The sequence below is a fragment of the Streptomyces sp. NPDC051555 genome, assembly GCF_044454405.1.
Classification (GTDB): Bacteria; Actinomycetota; Actinomycetes; order Streptomycetales; family Streptomycetaceae; genus Streptomyces.
Genome location: NZ_JBITDP010000028.1, coordinates 1 through 17,020, shown reverse-complemented (window position 1 = coordinate 17,020; position 17,020 = coordinate 1). Strand labels below are relative to the sequence as shown.

17 protein-coding genes are annotated in these 17,020 nt (G+C 71.8%); 12 read left to right on the top strand and 5 right to left on the bottom strand.

Translation table 11 applies throughout. The annotated features are described in order from the left end of the window. Window positions 1-134 precede the first annotated feature (134 nt). Complete coding sequence (locus ACIBEA_RS36930) at window positions 135-1,613, bottom strand: tetratricopeptide repeat protein (protein WP_399267589.1); 1,479 nt, start codon at window positions 1,611-1,613, stop codon at window positions 135-137. 96 nt (window positions 1,614-1,709) lie between these two features. On the opposite strand from ACIBEA_RS36930, the gene ACIBEA_RS36925 reads away from it, so the two are divergent. Then, window positions 1,710-3,077: an FAD-binding oxidoreductase gene (locus ACIBEA_RS36925; protein WP_399267588.1), complete on the top strand. Its 1,368-nt coding sequence runs from the start codon at window positions 1,710-1,712 to the stop codon at window positions 3,075-3,077. Between the two features lie 38 nt (window positions 3,078-3,115). Here ACIBEA_RS36925 and ACIBEA_RS36920 read toward each other — a convergent pair whose 3' ends face one another. Further along, complete coding sequence (locus tag ACIBEA_RS36920; protein ID WP_399267587.1) at window positions 3,116-3,595, bottom strand: SsgA family sporulation/cell division regulator; 480 nt, start codon at window positions 3,593-3,595, stop codon at window positions 3,116-3,118. A 266-nt stretch (window positions 3,596-3,861) separates the two neighbouring features. On the opposite strand from ACIBEA_RS36920, the gene ACIBEA_RS36915 reads away from it, so the two are divergent. Together ACIBEA_RS36915 and ACIBEA_RS36910 are read left to right on the top strand one after the other, a co-directional pair. Continuing rightward, the gene (locus ACIBEA_RS36915; protein ID WP_399267586.1) at window positions 3,862-5,196 is read left to right on the top strand and encodes an RDD family protein; all 1,335 of its coding nucleotides are present in this window, start codon (window positions 3,862-3,864) and stop codon (window positions 5,194-5,196) included. Between the two features lie 101 nt (window positions 5,197-5,297). Next, window positions 5,298-6,044 (top strand): RDD family protein, encoded by a 747-nt coding sequence (locus ACIBEA_RS36910; protein WP_399267585.1) that lies wholly within the window; start codon window positions 5,298-5,300, stop codon window positions 6,042-6,044. Between the two features lie 18 nt (window positions 6,045-6,062). Here ACIBEA_RS36910 and ACIBEA_RS36905 read toward each other — a convergent pair whose 3' ends face one another. Then, window positions 6,063-6,332: a hypothetical protein gene (locus ACIBEA_RS36905; protein WP_399267584.1), complete on the bottom strand. Its 270-nt coding sequence runs from the start codon at window positions 6,330-6,332 to the stop codon at window positions 6,063-6,065. A 492-nt stretch (window positions 6,333-6,824) separates the two neighbouring features. Between ACIBEA_RS36905 and ACIBEA_RS36900 the strand changes: the two genes are divergently transcribed. Both ACIBEA_RS36900 and ACIBEA_RS36895 read left to right on the top strand, forming a co-directional pair. Further along, the gene (locus ACIBEA_RS36900) at window positions 6,825-9,125 is read left to right on the top strand and encodes an immune inhibitor A domain-containing protein (protein WP_399267660.1); all 2,301 of its coding nucleotides are present in this window, start codon (window positions 6,825-6,827) and stop codon (window positions 9,123-9,125) included. A 110-nt stretch (window positions 9,126-9,235) separates the two neighbouring features. Then, the gene (locus ACIBEA_RS36895) at window positions 9,236-9,541 is read left to right on the top strand and encodes a hypothetical protein (RefSeq protein WP_399267583.1); all 306 of its coding nucleotides are present in this window, start codon (window positions 9,236-9,238) and stop codon (window positions 9,539-9,541) included. Window positions 9,542-9,663: 122 nt separating this feature from the next. Here the strand turns inward: ACIBEA_RS36895 and ACIBEA_RS36890 are convergent, their stop codons facing one another. Both ACIBEA_RS36890 and ACIBEA_RS36885 read right to left on the bottom strand, forming a co-directional pair. Further along, window positions 9,664-10,266: a nicotinamidase gene (locus tag ACIBEA_RS36890; protein WP_399267582.1), complete on the bottom strand. Its 603-nt coding sequence runs from the start codon at window positions 10,264-10,266 to the stop codon at window positions 9,664-9,666. A gap of 346 nt (window positions 10,267-10,612) precedes the next feature. Further along, a complete protein-coding gene (locus ACIBEA_RS36885) occupies window positions 10,613-11,941 on the bottom strand; it encodes a nicotinate phosphoribosyltransferase (RefSeq protein WP_399267581.1) in 1,329 nt (442 codons plus the stop codon). 80 nt (window positions 11,942-12,021) lie between these two features. Between ACIBEA_RS36885 and clpS the strand changes: the two genes are divergently transcribed. From clpS to ACIBEA_RS36850, 7 genes are all read left to right on the top strand, one after another. Continuing rightward, window positions 12,022-12,336 carry an ATP-dependent Clp protease adapter ClpS gene (clpS, locus tag ACIBEA_RS36880; protein WP_354384416.1) on the top strand — a complete coding sequence of 105 codons (315 nt, stop codon included), beginning with the start codon at window positions 12,022-12,024 and terminating at the stop codon, window positions 12,334-12,336. Next, on the top strand, window positions 12,336-13,007 hold the full coding sequence (locus tag ACIBEA_RS36875; protein WP_399267580.1) for a DUF2017 domain-containing protein: 672 nt from the start codon (window positions 12,336-12,338) through the stop codon (window positions 13,005-13,007). Before clpS ends, ACIBEA_RS36875 begins: the two co-directional genes overlap by 1 nt. A 329-nt stretch (window positions 13,008-13,336) precedes the next feature. After that, the gene (locus ACIBEA_RS36870; protein WP_399267579.1) at window positions 13,337-14,773 is read left to right on the top strand and encodes an amino acid permease; all 1,437 of its coding nucleotides are present in this window, start codon (window positions 13,337-13,339) and stop codon (window positions 14,771-14,773) included. Window positions 14,774-14,848: 75 nt separating this feature from the next. Further along, window positions 14,849-15,271: a M67 family metallopeptidase gene (locus ACIBEA_RS36865; RefSeq protein ID WP_354384419.1), complete on the top strand. Its 423-nt coding sequence runs from the start codon at window positions 14,849-14,851 to the stop codon at window positions 15,269-15,271. An 88-nt stretch (window positions 15,272-15,359) separates the two neighbouring features. Then, window positions 15,360-15,470, top strand: a complete 111-nt coding sequence (locus tag ACIBEA_RS36860; protein ID WP_330330664.1) for a putative leader peptide — start codon at window positions 15,360-15,362, stop codon at window positions 15,468-15,470. Window positions 15,471-15,592: 122 nt separating this feature from the next. Continuing rightward, on the top strand, window positions 15,593-15,880 hold the full coding sequence (locus tag ACIBEA_RS36855; RefSeq protein WP_385772593.1) for a MoaD/ThiS family protein: 288 nt from the start codon (window positions 15,593-15,595) through the stop codon (window positions 15,878-15,880). Further along, window positions 15,880-16,830: a PLP-dependent cysteine synthase family protein gene (locus ACIBEA_RS36850; RefSeq protein ID WP_399267578.1), complete on the top strand. Its 951-nt coding sequence runs from the start codon at window positions 15,880-15,882 to the stop codon at window positions 16,828-16,830. Before ACIBEA_RS36855 ends, ACIBEA_RS36850 begins: the two co-directional genes overlap by 1 nt. Window positions 16,831-17,020: the final 190 nt, after the last annotated feature.

Genomic DNA, 17,020 nt, shown 5'->3' with positions numbered 1-17,020 from the left:
CCAGGCCCGTTTGGGCGGCTACGGGCCGCCCGCCGCTCACGCCCGCCACCCCCCCCCCCCCCCCGCCGGGCGGGGGGGGCCGCCCCCGTGGGGGGGGCCGCGGCCCCCGCCGCGCGCGGGAGTCGGAACGGGCGTCAGCGGGCCGACGGCGAAGGCGACGGGGAGGCCTTCGCCGACGGCTTCGGCATCACCGGAGCCACCCACGGCCCCTTCGGCTGCATGTTCTCCGGCCCGCCGGACGCGGGCCGGCCCGCCGCGTCCAGCGCCTCCTTCGCCAGCGGTCCCCGCAGCGGCGAGAACCGCGGGTTGGTCCGCAGCGCGTCCTGGAAGTGGCGGCGGGCCGCCGCCACGTCGCCCAGGCCCCGCTCGATCTGTCCCCGGTGGTAGGAGAAGTCCGCGCTCCGCAGCCCCAGCTCGGTCGCCTTCTTCGCGTACTCCAGCGCCGCCGCGTCGTCCCCGGTCCGGTGCAGCGCCCACCCCAGGGCGTCCGCCACCTGCAGGTTCTTGTGCCGGCCCCACTCGGCCGTCAGCCGCCGCACCGCCGCCGCCGGATCGCCGTGGTCCGCCTCGTACAGGCCGAGCGTCACCTCGTCCGAGACCCCGTTCGCCATGCCCTTCGAAGCCAGCGAGCCCAGCACCTCGTACGGCGTGCGCGCCTCCTCCGTCCGGCCGAGCGACTCCAGCAGCTCGCCCAGCTCCAGCGCCAGCCGCGGCACCGGCGCCCGGCCCAGCGCCATCCGGTAGTCCCGCACCGCCTCGCCCGAACGCCCCAACGAGGCCAGCGCCCGCGCCCGCCCGCCCAGCGCCTCCGCCTGCCCCGGATCGGTCCGCAGCGCGCCCTCGAACATCCGCAGCGCCTCGCCCGAATCGCCGCGCTCCCAGGACAGGTCGCCCATCCGGTCCAGTACGTACGCCTTCTCCACCGGCGCCTTCGCCGCGCCCGACGCGTTCGCCATCGCCGCCACCGCGTCCTCGCGCCAGCCGTGGTCCCGGTAGACCTGCGCGGCCCGGGTGAAGGCCGCCAGCCCCGGCCGCAGCTCCAGCAGCTCGTTCATCGCCTTCTCGGCGGCCTTGTAGTCGCCCAGCCCGCCGTAGGCGTCCACGAGCACCGGGTACGCCGTCCAGCGCTTCGGCGACTGCGCCCGCACCAGCTCACCCCACTTCTTCGCGGTCCCGTAGTCCCGCCGGGCCACCGCCAGGGCGCCCATGCCCGTCATCGCGTCGAAGTTGCCCTTCTCCGCGGGCCGCAGCTCCAGCGAACGCTTCAGCGCCCGCTCCGCCTTGGGACACCACAGCGTGTCGCCGGTGCGCCGCGCCTGCTCCAGGTAGGCCGCCCCCAGCACCGCCCACGAGCCGTCGTCGTCGGCGTGCGCGGCCACCCACTTCTCCCGGTCGGCGATCAGCGCGCTCAGGTCGGCCGCCGCCGCGGGCGCGCCCATGCCGACCGCGGAGGCGGCCCGCTCGCTGGGCCCGGGCGGTCGGGCGTCGTCGCCGTTCTCGACCGGCCGGATCACCAGGGCCCCGACGATCAGGACCACGGCGACGACGGCCGGCACGAGCGTCTTGCGGCCGGTGAAGGTCACGGGTGGTGCGGGGCGCGATTCCTCGTCCATGGGGTCACTGTGCGTCAATATGAAGAGCGCGCGGAGGTGTCCGAAGAGGGTCGCGCCCGGGTTCACACCGATGGCGGCGGGTGCCACGCTGGCACCATGGACGATCTCTTGGCACGCCTGCACGCGGGGTTGCCGGCCGCGGCCGTGATCACCGACCCCCAGGTGACCTCCGGGTACGCGACCGACATGGCGGGCTTCTGCGCGGCCGGCACCCCGGCCGCCGTGGTCCTGCCCCGCACGGTCGAACAGGTCCAGCACGTGATGCGCACCGCGACGGCACTACGGGTCCCGGTCGTCCCGCAGGGCGCCCGCACGGGCCTGTCGGGCGCGGCGAACGCCTCCGACGGCTGCATCGTGCTCTCGCTGACCGCCATGGACCGGATCCTGGAGATCGACGCGGTCGACCGGCTCGCCGTCGTGGAACCGGGCGTGGTCAACGCCGTGCTCTCGCGGGCCGTCGCGGAGCGCGGCCTGTACTACCCGCCCGACCCCTCCAGCTGGGAACAGTGCACGATCGGCGGCAACATCGGCACCGCCTCGGGCGGCCTGTGCTGCGTCAAGTACGGGGTCACCGCCGAGTACGTCCTCGGGCTGGACGTGGTCCTGGCCGACGGGCGGCTGCTGCGCACGGGACGGCGCACCGCCAAGGGCGTCGCCGGTTACGACCTGACCCGGCTCTTCGTCGGCTCCGAGGGCACCCTGGGCGTCGTCGTGCAGGCCGTCCTCGCGCTGCGCCCCGCGCCGCCGCGCCAGCTCGCGCTCGCCGCCGAGTTCCCCTCGGCCGCCGCGGCCTGCGCGGCCGTCTGCGCGGTCATGGAGGCCGGACTGACGCCCTCGCTGCTGGAACTGATGGACCGCACGACGGTCCGCGCCGTCAACGCGCTCGGCAAGATGGGCCTGCCCGAGACCACCGAGGCGCTGCTCCTCGCGGCCTTCGACACCCCTGACGCGCCCGCCGACCTCGCGGCCGTCGGCGCGCTGTGCACGGCCGCCGGAGCCGGCACCGTGGTGCCCGCCGACGACGAGGCCGAGTCCGAACTGCTGCTCCAGGCCCGCAGGATGGCCCTGACCGCGCTCGACACCCTGCGCCCGGCCACGATGATCGACGACGTGTGCGTGCCGCGCTCGCGCCTCGCCGAGATGCTGGACGGCACCGCGGCGATCGCCCGGGCGCACGACCTCACCATCGGGGTGTGCGCGCACGCGGGCGACGGCAACACCCACCCCGTGGTCTGCTTCGACCCGGCGGACGCCGACGAGACGGCCCGGGCCCGCCGGTCCTTCGACGAGATCATGGCGCTGGGCCTGGCGCTGGGCGGCACGATCACGGGCGAACACGGGGTCGGCGTGCTGAAGAAGGAGTGGCTGGCCCGCGAACTGGGGCCGGTCGGCATGGAGGTGCAGCGCGCGGTCAAGCAGGCCTTCGACCCGCTGGGCCTGCTCAATCCCGGCAAGCTGTTCTGAGGCCGCGGCGGGGCCCCGCCGTCGTGCGGCGGCCCCGCTCACACGTCGCCGTCCGCGGACTCGTCGGAGGGCCAGGGGTCGCGCAGCCACAGGTCATCGGCCGGGGTCGGCGCGAGCAGCGCCGCCAGCGCGTCGTCCAGGCCCAGGCGTTCGGCCTCGGTCCCGGGCGGCACCATCCGCAGGGTGCGCTCCAGCCAGGCCGACACCGCCGCGGCCGGCGCCTCCAGCAGGGCGTCCCCGTCCGGGGAACTGAGCGCCATGCAGAGCACGCTGCGCCCCTCGATCTTGGTGGGCCAGATCCGGACGTCGCCGTGGCCGCTGGGGCGGAAGACGCCCTCCACGAGCAGCTCGCGGGCGAAGGTCCAGTTGACCGGCGCGCTGGTGCCGGTGTGGAAGGTGATGTGGACCGCGTACGGGTCGCCCGCGCGGTAGGACAGCTTGGCGGGCACGCAGATGCTGCGCTCGGGGGACAGGACCAGTCGCAGTTCCAGCTCGCGCTCGATGACGGGGTAGTGCATGGCAGCCTCACTTCGATTCACTTCGCCTCGCGCGGGGCCGGTGTCCGACCCCGCACCCGGAGAGAGCGCGCCGGCACGCGACTATGACGCGACTTCCGCGAACGTTCCGAAGGATGGCCGAAAACTATCGGCTGACCGAAAGCAGGTGCATGGGACGAGGTTCGCCCGAAGGGCTGCACTCTTGCGTTACCCGCCCTGCGGCACGGCGGTTCTTGGCTATGGTCCTCCCCTGCACATGCCTCGCGCCACGAACGGAGTTGGGGACATTGACGGCCTCCCCTGGAGACGGCGGGCACGCGGCCCGCGAGGGGTACTACCCCGACCCGTCCATCCCCGGGTACGTCCGGTACTGGAACGGCGGGTCCTGGGTTCCCGGTACGAGCCGCCCCGCGCCCGCGGAGGAGACCGGCCCGGTCTTCCTCGACGAGACCTCCCTGACCGCCGCCTGTCGCGAACCGGAACCCGTCGCGCAGTCGGAGCCGGTACGGGCGCCAGAGCCCGATCCGGTGCGCTGGCAGGCCGACCCGGTGCACCAGGCGGGCTTCGGCGGCCCCCGTGACCAGATGGTTTCCTGGGGTCAGGGGGAATCCGAGCACGGGCACGCCGTATCCCGTCCGGGTGGTGTCTCGCTCGGCCGGAGCCGCCCCGAGCCGCTCATCGAGGCACAACCGGAATCCCACCCGGAGCCGTTCCCGGAGCCGCGCTGGGAGTCGGTGCGCGAACCGGCGGCCGTCCGCGCCTCCGCCTCCGGGGTCCGGATCGGCCGCGCCCCGGCCGCCCCCGCCCAGCCCGCCGCCCCGGTCGGAACCTACGACGGCGTCGGCATCCTCTCGGCGAGGTCACCGGTGGCGCCGGCCGTGCCCGCCGCGCCCGCGGCGTCCGTCGCCCCGGTCCCCGACTGGCCGGAACCGCAGGGCAGTCGCCGCGCCCCCGCGGCCGTGGCTGCGCCCGCCCCCGCCCGCACCGCCGTGGCGCCCGCTCCCGACCCGGCCCCGGTCCCGACCCCCGCGCCCGTCGCCGCGCCCGCGGCCGCCGCGCCCGTCCCCGCCGCCGAGGCCGCGGCGCCGGCCGAGGAAGCGGTCCGTGCCCCCCGGCGCACCGATCACGCCGTCTTCGAGCGGATGGCCGAACGGGCCGCGCGCCCCGCCGGGCCGGCCCGCCGACTGCTCGCGCGGGCCGTGGACTCGGTGGTGCTGGGCGCCGTCGCGGTGGCCGTGGCCCAGCCCCTCCTGCCGGCCGTCACCGCGCACCTGGACGCCAAGGTGGAGGCGGCCCGGGGGAGCGGGCGCACCGTCACGGTATGGCTGCTCGACGGGACCACCGCCGGCTACCTGGGCGTCGTACTCGGTGCCGTACTGCTCTTCGGCGTCTTCTGCGAGGTGCTGCCGACCGCGCGGTGGGGTCGCACGTTGGGCAAGAAGCTGTTCGGGGTCAGGGTGCTCTCGGTCGCGACCCGACGACCGCCGTCCTTCGCCGCGGCGCTGCGCCGGTGGCTGGTGTTCGCGCTCCTGGGCCTGCCCGGCTCGCTGCGGTGCCTGGGCGACCGGGCGCGCCGGCAGGGCTGGCACGACAGGGCGGCGGGGACGTACGTGGTCCGCTGAGGGCCGACCGCAGGCCCGCCGAGGGCCCGTTCGGCCGGGCGGGTCGCCCGAACGGACGCGGTCGCATTGCGCGGGGTGCGCGGCCGGGTTCGACTCGGGCCATGAGCACCGACCAGCCGCCGCCGGGCCCGTCGCCCGAGGACGACCCGTTCCTCAAGAAGCCCCAGCAGCCGACGCCGCCGTCGGGCGGCTCGCCGTACGGCTCACCGCCGCCCGGCGGGCCCACCCCGCCGCAGGGCGGCGGGCCCTACGGCGGGAGCCCGCCCGGTGGAGGCGGATATCCGCCCCCGCCGCCGCCCTACGGCGGCGGGGACCCGTACGGCGGGGGCGGTAGAGGCGGCTACGGCATGCCCGACCCGCTCGCCGGGATGCCCCCGCTCGCGGACTTCGGCAAGCGGCTCGCGGCCCGCGTCATCGACCTGCTGATCATCAGCGTGCCGCTGTACCTCCTGCAGTGGATCTTCAGCAGCAAGCGCTACGTCGTCGACACCAGCAAGGGCGACGACATCAGCGACGTCGTCGTCAGGTCCTACAGCGGCAGCGGTCTGATCTGGACGCTGATCGGGATCCTCGCCTACGTCGGCTACGACTGGTTCATGACCAAGAAGAACGGTCAGACCATCGGAAAGAGGGCGATGAGCGTGCGCGTCGCCATGCTGAACGACGGCAGCGTCCCGCCGTCCAACGCCGCGCTGACCCGCGCCGCGGTGCTCTGGCTGCCGACGCTGCTCTGCTGCTTCTGCCTGTGGCCGATCGCGCTCGTCGTCTCGATGCTCATCGACAAGCCGTACAAGCAGGCTTGGCACGACAAGGTCGCCAAGACCGTGGTGGTCAGCTCGGCGACATAGGCGGCAGCAGGGTGCGCCCTAGTGGTGCACGGAATGTTCGTGGGCGGCCGTCCGGGGTGCAGGGACCCGGGCGGCCGCCGGTGCGTCCACGGCGGTGTCGGGTCCACGGCGCCGCCGCTTCGGCATGGGCACGGTGAGGGCGACGAGCAGGCCGAGGGCGAGGGCCGCCGCTGAGATGACCGCGACGCCGAGGCCCGTGCTCGTCTGCGAGAGCAGCAGCATGGCGATCGTCGACACGACGACGGTGACGGAACCGGAAGTGAGCTGAACGGCGGTCGGTCGCGGCATGGCGATATCCGTCCTCAAGCAGGGAGGGAACTCTACGACGGGGGATGCCCGAGCCTGACCAACGGTAAGCGTGTCCTAACCCGTTGGCACCGGTCTCCCGGAGCATGGGGGGCGCACGGAGTCATGCCTTGGCCCGAGATGGGGGGCGCGGGCGCGGGCGGGAAGCGCCGTTCGCCCCATATGGCTGCGGAACGTCCGAATAGCGGAACTCCCTGACCGCATAGTGCAGTTGTAGGGAACAAGTCAAGGTCTGTCTTTTCTCGCGTTACTCCGGTCAAATGTCGTCACTTGAGACGCGTGCCGCGCGGAACCCCCCGCTCCGATGGAGACGTTCCGAACGTCCTGGCGGCCGCGGGAGGGGAACGACATCAAGTGACCAGCAACTCAGACTCCGCCAGAAGGCGGGCGCTGCGCGCCACGGCAGTCGCCGTGACCATCGCCGCGTGCGCCGCCAGCGGCGCAGCCTTCACCACCGCGACCGCGTCGGGCCCCGTGGCCCCCGCGCCCGTGGCGGCCGCCGTTCAGCAGGACCCGACGGCTCCGGCCAACTCGGTCAACCACAACCTCGACGGTCCGTACAGCAAGCAGCAGGAGCAGGCCCGCAAGGCCGCCCTGGAGCAGGTGCTGTCGGGCAAGACCAACGTCGAGCAGCGTGGCGCGTCGAAGGTCGTCAAGCTCGACGACAAGAAGTACGTCGAGCTGGGCCGAGAGAAGACCGACAAGATCTTCACGATCCTCGTCGACTTCGGCGACCAGGTGGACAGCACCACCATGTTCGACCCGGACGGTGCCGACGGCCCGAAGCCCCCGGTGCAGAAGTACGGCGGCAACCCCGGCCCGGCGCACAACCAGATCGCGCAGCCCGACCGCAAGACGAACAACAGCACCGCCTGGCGCAAGGACTTCAGCCGCGACTACTTCCAGGACCTGTACTTCGGTACCGGCCAGGGCAAGAACTCGCTGAAGACCTACTACGAGAAGACCTCCTCGGGTCGCTACTCGGTCGAGGGCCAGGTCCAGGACTGGGTCAAGATCCCGTACAACGAGGCCCGTTACGGCTCGAACTACTGCGGTCAGACCAACTGCGCCAACGTGTGGGACACCGTCCGTGACGGCGTCACCGCCTGGGCCGACGCCCAGAAGAAGGCCGGCAAGACCGACGCCGAGATCAAGGCGCAGCTGTCCCAGTACGACCAGTGGGACCGCAACGACTTCGACGGCGACGGCAACTTCAACGAGCCCGACGGCTACATCGACCACTTCCAGATCGTCCACGCGGGCGAGGACGAGTCGGCCGGTGGCGGCGTGCAGGGCACCAACGCCCTGTGGGCGCACCGTTGGTACGCCTACGGCACCGACGCGGGCAAGACCGGCCCGGCGAACAACAAGGCCGGCGGCACCCAGATCGGCAACACCGGCATCTGGGTCGGCGACTACACGATGCAGCCCGAGAACGGCGGCCTCGGCGTCTTCGCGCACGAGTACGGCCACGACCTCGGCCTCCCGGACCTGTACGACACCTCCGGCGGCGGCGAGAACTCGGTCGGCTTCTGGTCCCTGATGTCGGCGGGCTCCTGGCTCGGCAACGGCAAGGACTCCATAGGCGACCTCCCGGGCGACATGAACGCCTGGGACAAGTTCCAGCTGGGCTGGCTGAACTACGACAAGGCCAAGGCCGGGACGAAGTCCACCCACAAGCTGGGCGTCGCGGAGTACAACACCAAGGACAAGCAGGCCCTGATCGTCGACCTGCCCGCGAAGCAGGTCAAGACGGAGATCGTCGCTCCCGCCGAAGGCGCCAGCCAGTGGTGGAGCAACATGGGTGACGACCTCAAGAACACCCTCTCGCGCCCGGTCGACCTGACCGGCAAGTCCTCCGCGGCCCTGTCCCTCAAGGGCTGGTGGGACATCGAGAAGGACTACGACTTCCTCTACGCGGAGGCCTCCACCGACGGCGGCGCCAACTGGACCGCCCTCGCCGGCACCGCGAACGGCAAGGCCATCCCGCTCGACGCGGGCGGCAACCCGGCCCTGACGGACGTCTCCGGCGCCTGGCAGGACCTGAAGTACCCGCTCGACGCCTACGCGGGCAAGAAGTTCGACCTCCGCTTCCGCTACCAGACGGACGGCGGCGCGGGCGGCAAGGGCTTCACCGCCGACGCCATCACCGTGACCGCGGACGGCCAGGCCCTCTTCACCGACGGCGCCGAGAACGGCGACAACGGCTGGACGGGCAAGGGCTTCTCCCGCATCGGCGCCAGCTTCACCAAGGAGTACGCGCAGTACTACCTGGCGGAGAACCGCCGCTACGTCTCGTACGACTCCACCCTCAAGGTGGGCCCGTACAACTTCGGCTGGGCCGACACCAAGCCGGGCTGGGTCGAGCACTACCCGTACCAGGACGGCCTGCTCATCTGGCAGTGGGACACCTCCCAGAAGGACAACAACACCAGCCAGCACCCGGGCCAGGGTCTGATCCTCCCGATCGACGCCAACGCCAAGCCCATGAAGTGGGCCGACGGCACCCTGCTGCGGAACAAGATCCAGCCGTACGACGCCACCTTCAGCGCGTACTCGACGGACGCCTTCACCCTGCACAAGAACGGTCAGGCGCTCTTCCTGAAGCCGAAGCCCGCCAACCTGGTCTTCGACGACCACAAGGGCACGTACTACTACGACGAGAACCCGACCGGTTCGGTGAAGGTCACTGACACCAACACCAAGATCAAGATCGTGAAGGAGCCCTACGACGGTCTCCAGATGACGGTCGAGGTCGGTCCCTCCACCAAGTAACACGCATCACCGCAGGTCAGAGCATGATCGGCCGTCGCCCTCTAGCGGGCGGCGGCCGTTCGCGTTTAGATGCCCGTGCGAGTTTCTTATTGACGGGGGAGATGACAAGCGTGCCCGGTGGAGGTTTCGTCCGATTGCCCGGCGGCAGCGTGGTGGTCGCGCTCATGCTGCCCAGACCGTCCGGTGAGGGCGGAAATGTCCGCGTGCTGGTGCACGCCGTGAACCGGGCCCGCGCCCTGACCAGGCTGCGGAACCTCGGGATGCGGGCCGTGTACCTGCGCGGGAACGCCCAGCCGCCGACACCCGACGAGGTGACGGCGGTCCTGCACCATCCGGACGGCCTGCTGTGGCGCGGCGCCCCCGACCGGGCCGAAGAGCTGTGGCACCCGATCCGGGCCCTGCTACCGGGGGCCTGAGGCCGACCTGGGCAAAGCCTGGGCAAAACCTGTGCGTCCGCTGTGCGGGGGCCCGGGCGGGGTGCGGGCGGGGCGTGGGGGGTGTGCGGGGCGTACGGGGCGTACGGGCCCTGCGGGGCGTCCTACGCGCCGGTCACGTGCGGGGAGCCGGAGAGCTTCACTCCGGCCGTCCTGAGCTCCTCCAGGGCCCGCTCCGTGCTGTGGGGGGCCACTCCCGCCGTGAGGTCGAGCAGCACGCGGGTGTCGAAGCCCGCGCGGACGGCGTCCAGGGCGGTCGCCCGCACGCAGTGGTCCGTGGCGATGCCGACCACGTCGACCTCGGTGACCTCCCGGGCGCGCAGCCAGTCCGCGAGCGTGACGCCGTTCTCGTCGGCGCCCTCGAAACCGCTGTACGCGGCGTCGTAGGCGCCCTTGTCGAAGACGGCCGCGACGGCGCCCGAGGCGACGGCGGGGGCGAAGTTCGGGTGGAACCCGACGCCCTCGGTCCCGGCCACGCAGTGCACCGGCCAGGAGGTCTCGTAGTCCGGCTCGGCCGGGGGGCGGGCGAAGTGCGCGCCGGGGTCGACGTGGTGGTCGCGGGTGGCGACGACGTGCCGGTAGCCGGGGGTGGCCTGGCCGATCAGCTCCGTGATGGAGGCGGCCACGTCGGCGCCCCCGGTGACCGCGAGGCTGCCGCCTTCGCAGAAGTCGTTCTGTACGTCGACGACGATCAGTGCGCGGTGCATGTTCGCGTGTCCTTCGCTCGGTGTGACGTCTGTGCCCCTGGCCTCCGGCCGCCCGGCCCTCCGCTGGCCCTCTTCCCCACTCCCCCCACCCCGAACCCGAGGGCCGCACCCCCGGCCCCACCGCTTCCAGCCCCGCTGGTCGGGCCGGCCCCACTTCCAGCCTCGCCGGCGTTTGAGGCGCCCCCGGAGGGCGGGACGGCCGGTGGTCGGGGGCCGTGGGGTCGGGGCCGTGTCCTGTCCGCGGGTGCGGTGTGCCTCCGGCGGCGCCTCAAACGCCGGCGGGGCTGGATGGGGCCGGCGGGGCTGGATCGGGCCGGCGGGGCTGGATTCGCCCCCCCCGGGAGGGTCAGGCGTACTCGGTCGGGATGACGGCCTCGCCGCGGGAGAGCTGGGTCGCGGAGAGGGGGAGCGCCGCCAGCGCCGCGCGGTGGCGGTCGCGCGCCGCCTCCAGCGGCTCCCGCGCGACCACCTCGCCGCCCTTGACCAGCTGCACCAGCAGCTGCTCCCCGGCCAGCCCGGACGGCACGGCTCCGGTGCCCACGACCTCCGCCTCGGCCACCCCGTCGGCGTCCCGCCGCCGGGCCGCCCACTTGCGGCCGCCCACCGAGGTCTTGCCGCCGGAGGACTTCTTCGCCACCGGGTGCAGGACCGCCTTCGGGTCGGCGGAGGTGGCCCGGGCGACCAGCTTGTAGACCATCGAGCACGTCGGGTGCCCGCTGCCGGTGACCAGTTGGGTGCCCACCCCGTACGCGTCCACGGGCGCCGCGGCCAGCGAGGCGATCGCGTACTCGTCCAGGTCGGAGGTGACCACGATGCGGGTGCCGGTGGCCCCCAGCTCGTCCAGCTGCTGGCGCACCCGGTGCGCGACGAGCAGCAGGTCACCGGAGTCGATGCGGACCGCGCCGAGCCCGGTCCCCGCCACCTCGACGGCCGTCCGTACCGCGTCGGCGACGTCGTACGTGTCCACCAGCAGCGTGGTGGATCCGCCCAGCGAGGCCACCTGGGCCTCGAAGGCGTCCCGCTCGCTGTCGTGCACCAGGGTGAAGGCGTGCGCGCTGGTGCCCACCGTGGGGATCCCGTACCGGAAGCCCGCCGCCAGGTCCGAGGTGGAGGCGAAGCCGCCGACGTACGCCGCCCGCGCCGCGGCCACCGCGGCCAGCTCGTGGGTGCGCCGCGCGCCCATCTCGATCAGCGGCCGCCCGCCCGCCGCCGAGGACATCCGGGAGGCGGCCGCGGCGATCGCCGAATCGTGGTTGAGGATCGAGAGGATCACGGTCTCCAGCAGCACGCACTCGGCGAAACTGCCCTCGACGCGCAGCACCGGGGAGCCGGGGAAGTAGACCTCGCCCTCCGGGTAGCCCCAGATGTCGCCGGAGAAGCGGTACGAGGCCAGCCAGTCCAGCGTCCGCATGTCGACGACGGCCCGCTCGCGCAGGAATTCCAGCACGGCGGCGTCGAAGCGGAAGTTCTCCACCGCGTCCAGCACCCGGCCCGTTCCGGCCAGCACTCCGTAGCGTCGGCCTTCCGGCAGCCGTCGGGTGAAGACCTCGAAGACCGAGCGCCGGTCGGCGGTGCCGTTGGCCAGGGCGGCCTGCAGCATCGTCAGCTCGTAATGGTCCGTGAAGAGCGCTGTCGACGGCACGTCCACCGGCAGGCCCAGGTCCGCAGGGTTCATGGCACGGATGCTAGCGCACATCTCGTCAAAGTGACGAGATGTAGGGCCCGTTTGTGCGACGGGCCCGTCACAGTGGCAGCATGGGACGAGTGAGTGTCGCCCCCATTGAGATCGAACGCACCGAATCCGCCGAGGAGACCTTCGCGGTCCCCGAGCCCGACGTCCCCTGGGTGACGCTGGTGCACAACGACCCCGTCAATCTCATGAGCTACGTCGCGTACGTGTTCCAGGCGTACTTCGGCTACTCCAAGGACAAGGCGAACAAACTGATGCTCGACGTCCACCACAAGGGCCGGGCGGTCGTCTCCAGCGGCAGCCGCGAGGAGATGGAACGCGACGTGCAGGCCATGCACGGCTACGGCCTGTGGGCGACCCTCTCCCAGGACCGCAACTGATGGAGCGCGAGACGGGCACCTTCGTGCCGCTCGACGGCGGCGGCGCGGCCGTCGCCCTCGACGAGATCGAGATCCAGATCCTGCGCTCGCTGGCCGTCCAGCTGCTGGAGCTGATCGGCCCCGGCGCGGCCGAACCGGCCGCGGACGCCGACCCGCTGGCGGTCCTGTTCGCCGCCGACGGCCCCACCGAGCCGCCCTCCGACCCGGCGTTGGCCCGGCTCTTCCCGGACGCCTACGGCGGTCCCGGCGGCGACGGCGGGGCCGACCCGGAGGAAGTCCGGGCCCACTCGGCCGAGTTCCGCCGCTTCACCGAGAACGACCTGCGCACCCGCAAGCGGGAGGACGCGCTGGCCGTCGTACGCAGCCTCGACGCGCTGACGCTCGACGACGGCCTCGACGACGGCCTCGACGACGGCCTCGTCGACGGCCTGGACGAAGAGGCCGCCGACGCCGGCGGCGGCGCCGTGTTGGAGTTGACCGGGGAGCTGCCGCTGCGCTGGCTCGGCTCGCTCAACGACCTGCGGCTCACCATCGCGGCGCGGCTGGAGATCACCGAGGACGACGAGAGCGCGGTCCTCTTCCGGCTGCCGGACGACGACCCGCGCAAGCCGATGGTGATGGCGTACCTGTGGCTCGGCGGCCTCCAGGAGACGCTGATCGAGACCCTCTGAGGGAGCTCCCGACACGCTCCCGACACACTGCGTTCGCTCAGCGGACGCTCAAATCCGGATAACGATCAGATCACCACCATGTGGTGGTCTGATCGCGTTCAGGGATTTTGTCCGTATTTTTTCGTGCCATGGGTCACCTTTTCACGCCTCGATCACCCGTAAGGCCGTGATAAATCTTCACGACTGCCGACGGGACGCCACCCCTGTTCCCCGGCTCGCTCGAACCGGCTGACCGCCGGGTGCAACTCCATCCGTATCCGGGGGGATCGAGGATCCGGTCCGCAGCCATTCTCAGGCGCGGGTCGGCGTGGAGAAAGGCGCACCAAGACATGACCTCTGTGCAGGTCGAGCACGACGACACGAAGCCGGCCGGCGGCGAAGCCGAGGCGGGCGAGGGCTACCACCGCACGCTCGGCGCGCGGCAGATCCAGATGATCGCCATCGGCGGAGCCATCGGCACCGGCCTCTTCCTGGGCGCCGGAAAGGCGATCTCCAAGGCGGGTCCGAGCCTGATCCTGGCCTACGCCATCGCCGGCCTGGTCATCTTCTTCATCATGCGGGCCCTGGGCGAGCTGCTCATGTACCGCCCCGTCTCGGGCTCCTTCTCGGACTACGCCCGAGAGTTCCTGGGCCCCTTCTGGGGGTACGTGACGGGCTGGACCTACTGGCTCTTCTGGGTGGTCACCGGCATCGTCGAGGTCACCGCCGCCGCGAAGTACATGGCGTTCTGGACGGACGGCAGCTTCCCGCAGTGGGGCTTCGCGCTGATCTTCACGCTCATCCTCTACGCCGCCAACCTGATCTCCGTGAAGCTCTTCGGCGAGCTGGAGTTCTGGTTCTCGATGGTCAAGGTCACCGCCATCGTCGGCATGATCCTGATCTGCGCGGGCATCCTGACCATCGGCTTCTCCGACGCGGCCGACACGGCGAGCGTCTCGAACCTGTGGAACGACCGGGGCTTCTTCCCCAACGGCATCGGCGAGACGCTGATGACCCTGCAGATCGTGATGTTCGCCTTCCTCGCGGTCGAGCTCGTCGGCGTCACCGCCGGTGAGTCCAAGGACCCGGAGAAGACCCTCCCCAAGGCCATCAACACCGTGCCGTGGCGGATCGCCGTCTTCTACGTCGGCGCCCTGATCATGATCCTGTCGGTCATCCCGTGGCACCAGTTCAAGGCGGGCGAGAGCCCCTTCGTGCTGGCCTTCGAGAAGATGGGCCTCGGCATCGGCGCGGCCGTCGTCAACTTCGTGGTGCTGACCGCCGCCCTGTCCTCCTGCAACTCGGGCATGTACTCCACCGGCCGCATGCTGCGCGACCTCGCGCAGAACGGCCAGGGCCCGAAGGTCTTCACCAAGCTGACCAAGAGCGGCACCCCGCTCGTCGGCACCACCTTCTCCGCCGCGCTGATGCTCGTGGGCGTCTGGATCAACTACGTCGCCCCGGGCAAGGCCTTCGAGTACGTCGTCTCCTTCGCCACCATCTCCGGCATGTGGGCCTGGATCATGATCCTGGTCTGCCAGATCCGCTACCGCGCCAAGTCCGACCGCGGCGAGCTGCCCGCGTCCCCGTTCCGGGCGCCCGGAGCCCCGTACACGAGCTGGTTCGCGCTCGCCTTCATCGCCATGGTCATCGTGATGATGGGCATCGACAAGGACGCCCGCGTCTCGCTGTACTGCGCCCCGCTGTGGGGTCTGATCCTCGGCGTCTCCTACCTGGTGATGAAGAGCCGCAACCCGAACGCGGACGCCTTCGTCAAGGCCTCGTAAGGCTCCTGTCCAGCATCCGGGCCCTTCCGTACCACTCCTCGGTACGGGAGGGCCCGTCTGTTTATCCTTTCGCTCATGCTGACCCTCACCCAGGACCTGTACGACCGGATCGTCGAGCACGCCCGCAAGGACCACCCGGACGAGGCCTGCGGGATCGTCGCCGGTCCGGCGGGCACCGGCCGCCCCGAGCGGTTCGTCCCGATGCTGAACGCCGCGCGGTCGCCCACGTTCTACGAGTTCGACTCCAAGGACCTGCTGAAGCTCTACCGCGAGCTGGACGACCGCGACGAGGAGCCCGTGATCGTCTACCACTCGCACACCGCGACCGAGGCCTACCCCTCGCGCACGGACGTGACCTACGCGAACGAGCCCGGCGCGCACTACGTACTGGTCTCCACGGCGGACGCGGACGGCCTCGGGGAGTTCCAGTTCCGGTCGTACCGGATCGTCGACGGAGTGATCACGGAGGAAGAAGTGCAGGTCGTGGCCGGTTACTGAGAGGTTACTGCCCAGTATGTGAGCCGATGGCGTCCACGATGCGGAATCACACTCCAAACGCCGGACCGGGAATCGTTAACATGACCGCATGGTTCCCCACGACGTGAGCATCGAGACGCCCGGCAGGCTGCTGCTCGTGGCGCGGCTGCACGTCGACCTGTGCCGCCTCGCCAGTGCCATCTGTCCTGCCGCTGCCTGACCACGGCAGTGCCCGCAGTGCCGCGCAGTGTCCGCGCTCGCCGCGCGCCGCACCGCGACCCCGCTCCGCCCTTACCGCCGTTCCCGCCGCCCTTCCCGCTTTCTTTACGACTGGAGCCAGCCATGGCCATCGAGGTCCGCATCCCGACCATCCTCCGCACCTACACCGACGGCGAGAAGGCCGTGTCCGGTGAGGGCGCGACCCTCGGCGACCTCTTCGCCGACCTGGAGACCCGTCACAAGGGCATCCAGGAGCGCATCATCGACGCGGCCAAGGGCGGCGAGCTGCGCCGCTTCGTGAACGTGTACCTGAACGACGAGGACGTCCGCTTCCTCGCCGGCATCACCACCGAGCTGAAGGACGGCGACAGCGTCACCATCCTCCCGGCCGTGGCCGGCGGATCGAAGTAATGCGCTACGACTCCCCGCTGGCGGCGGTCGGCAACACCCCGCTGGTCCGGCTTCCCCGGCTGTCCCCCTCGGAGGACGTCCGGATCTGGGCCAAGCTGGAGGACCGTAATCCGACCGGCTCGATCAAGGACCGCCCCGCGCTCCACATGGTCGAGCAGGCCGAGAAGTCCGGCCGCCTCTACCCCGGCTGCACGATCCTGGAGCCCACCTCCGGCAACACGGGCATCTCGCTCGCCATGGCGGCGAAGCTCAAGGGCTACCGGATCGTGTGCGTCATGCCGGAGAACACCAGCCAGGAGCGCCGTGACCTCCTGGCCATGTGGGGAGCCGAGATCGTCCCGTCGCCCGCAGCGGGCGGCTCCAACACGGCGGTCCGCGTCGCCAAGGAACTGGCGGCGGAGCACCCGGACTGGGTGATGCTCTACCAGTACGGCAACCCGGACAACGCGGGCGCCCACTACGCCACGACCGGCCCGGAGATCCTCGCCGACCTCCCGTCCATCACCCACTTCGTGGCGGGCCTCGGTACCACCGGCACCCTCATGGGCGTCGGCCGCTACCTGCGCGAACACGTCGAGGGGGTCCGGATCGTCGCCGCCGAACCGCGCTACGACGACCTCGTCTACGGCCTGCGCAACCTGGACGAGGGCTTCGTCCCGGAGCTGTACGACGCCTCCGTGCTGACCACCCGCTTCTCGGTGGGCTCCGCGGACGCGGTCACCCGCACCCGGGAACTGCTCCAGCAGGAGGGCATCTTCGCCGGTGTCTCCACCGGGGCCGCGCTGCACGCGGCGATCGGCGTGGGCCGCAAGGCGGTCGCCGCCGGTGAGTCCGCGGACATCGTCTTCGTCGTCGCCGACGGCGGGTGGAAGTACCTGTCGACGGGCGTCTACACGGCGGCCACGACGGAAGAGGCCATCGAGGTCCTCCAGGGCCAACTCTGGGCCTAGCCCGCCCTTGTGCCAGGTCCGACCCAGCCTCGCCGGCGTTTGAGGCGCCGCCGGAGGCTGTACGGGCCTGCGGCGGGGGGGCCCACCCCCGGCGGGGGGGGGGGGGGCCGGGGGCCCCCCGGGCGGGGGGGGCGGCGGGGGGGCCCCGCCCCCCCCGGGGGGGGCGCCGGGGGCGGGAGCCCCGGGCGCC

Excerpts from the sequence above, each read along its gene's own strand:
- ACIBEA_RS36890 (WP_399267582.1), bottom strand. The coding sequence starts at position 10,266 with ATGCACCGCGCACTGATCGTCGTCGACGTACAGAACGACTTCTGCGAA.
- ACIBEA_RS36920 (WP_399267587.1), bottom strand. The coding sequence starts at position 3,595 with ATGCACTACCCCGTCATCGAGCGCGAGCTGGAACTGCGACTGGTCCTG.
- ACIBEA_RS36870 (WP_399267579.1), top strand. The coding sequence starts at position 13,337 with ATGACCTCTGTGCAGGTCGAGCACGACGACACGAAGCCGGCCGGCGGC.
- ACIBEA_RS36850 (WP_399267578.1), top strand. The coding sequence starts at position 15,880 with ATGCGCTACGACTCCCCGCTGGCGGCGGTCGGCAACACCCCGCTGGTC.
- ACIBEA_RS36855 (WP_385772593.1), top strand. The coding sequence starts at position 15,593 with ATGGCCATCGAGGTCCGCATCCCGACCATCCTCCGCACCTACACCGAC.
- ACIBEA_RS36925 (WP_399267588.1), top strand. The coding sequence starts at position 1,710 with ATGGACGATCTCTTGGCACGCCTGCACGCGGGGTTGCCGGCCGCGGCC.
- clpS (WP_354384416.1), top strand. The coding sequence starts at position 12,022 with ATGGGACGAGTGAGTGTCGCCCCCATTGAGATCGAACGCACCGAATCC.
- ACIBEA_RS36885 (WP_399267581.1), bottom strand. The coding sequence starts at position 11,941 with ATGAACCCTGCGGACCTGGGCCTGCCGGTGGACGTGCCGTCGACAGCG.
- ACIBEA_RS36905 (WP_399267584.1), bottom strand. The coding sequence starts at position 6,332 with ATGCCGCGACCGACCGCCGTTCAGCTCACTTCCGGTTCCGTCACCGTC.
- ACIBEA_RS36910 (WP_399267585.1), top strand. The coding sequence starts at position 5,298 with ATGAGCACCGACCAGCCGCCGCCGGGCCCGTCGCCCGAGGACGACCCG.
- ACIBEA_RS36865 (WP_354384419.1), top strand. The coding sequence starts at position 14,849 with ATGCTGACCCTCACCCAGGACCTGTACGACCGGATCGTCGAGCACGCC.
- ACIBEA_RS36860 (WP_330330664.1), top strand. The coding sequence starts at position 15,360 with ATGGTTCCCCACGACGTGAGCATCGAGACGCCCGGCAGGCTGCTGCTC.
- ACIBEA_RS36930 (WP_399267589.1), bottom strand. The coding sequence starts at position 1,613 with ATGGACGAGGAATCGCGCCCCGCACCACCCGTGACCTTCACCGGCCGC.
- ACIBEA_RS36875 (WP_399267580.1), top strand. The coding sequence starts at position 12,336 with ATGGAGCGCGAGACGGGCACCTTCGTGCCGCTCGACGGCGGCGGCGCG.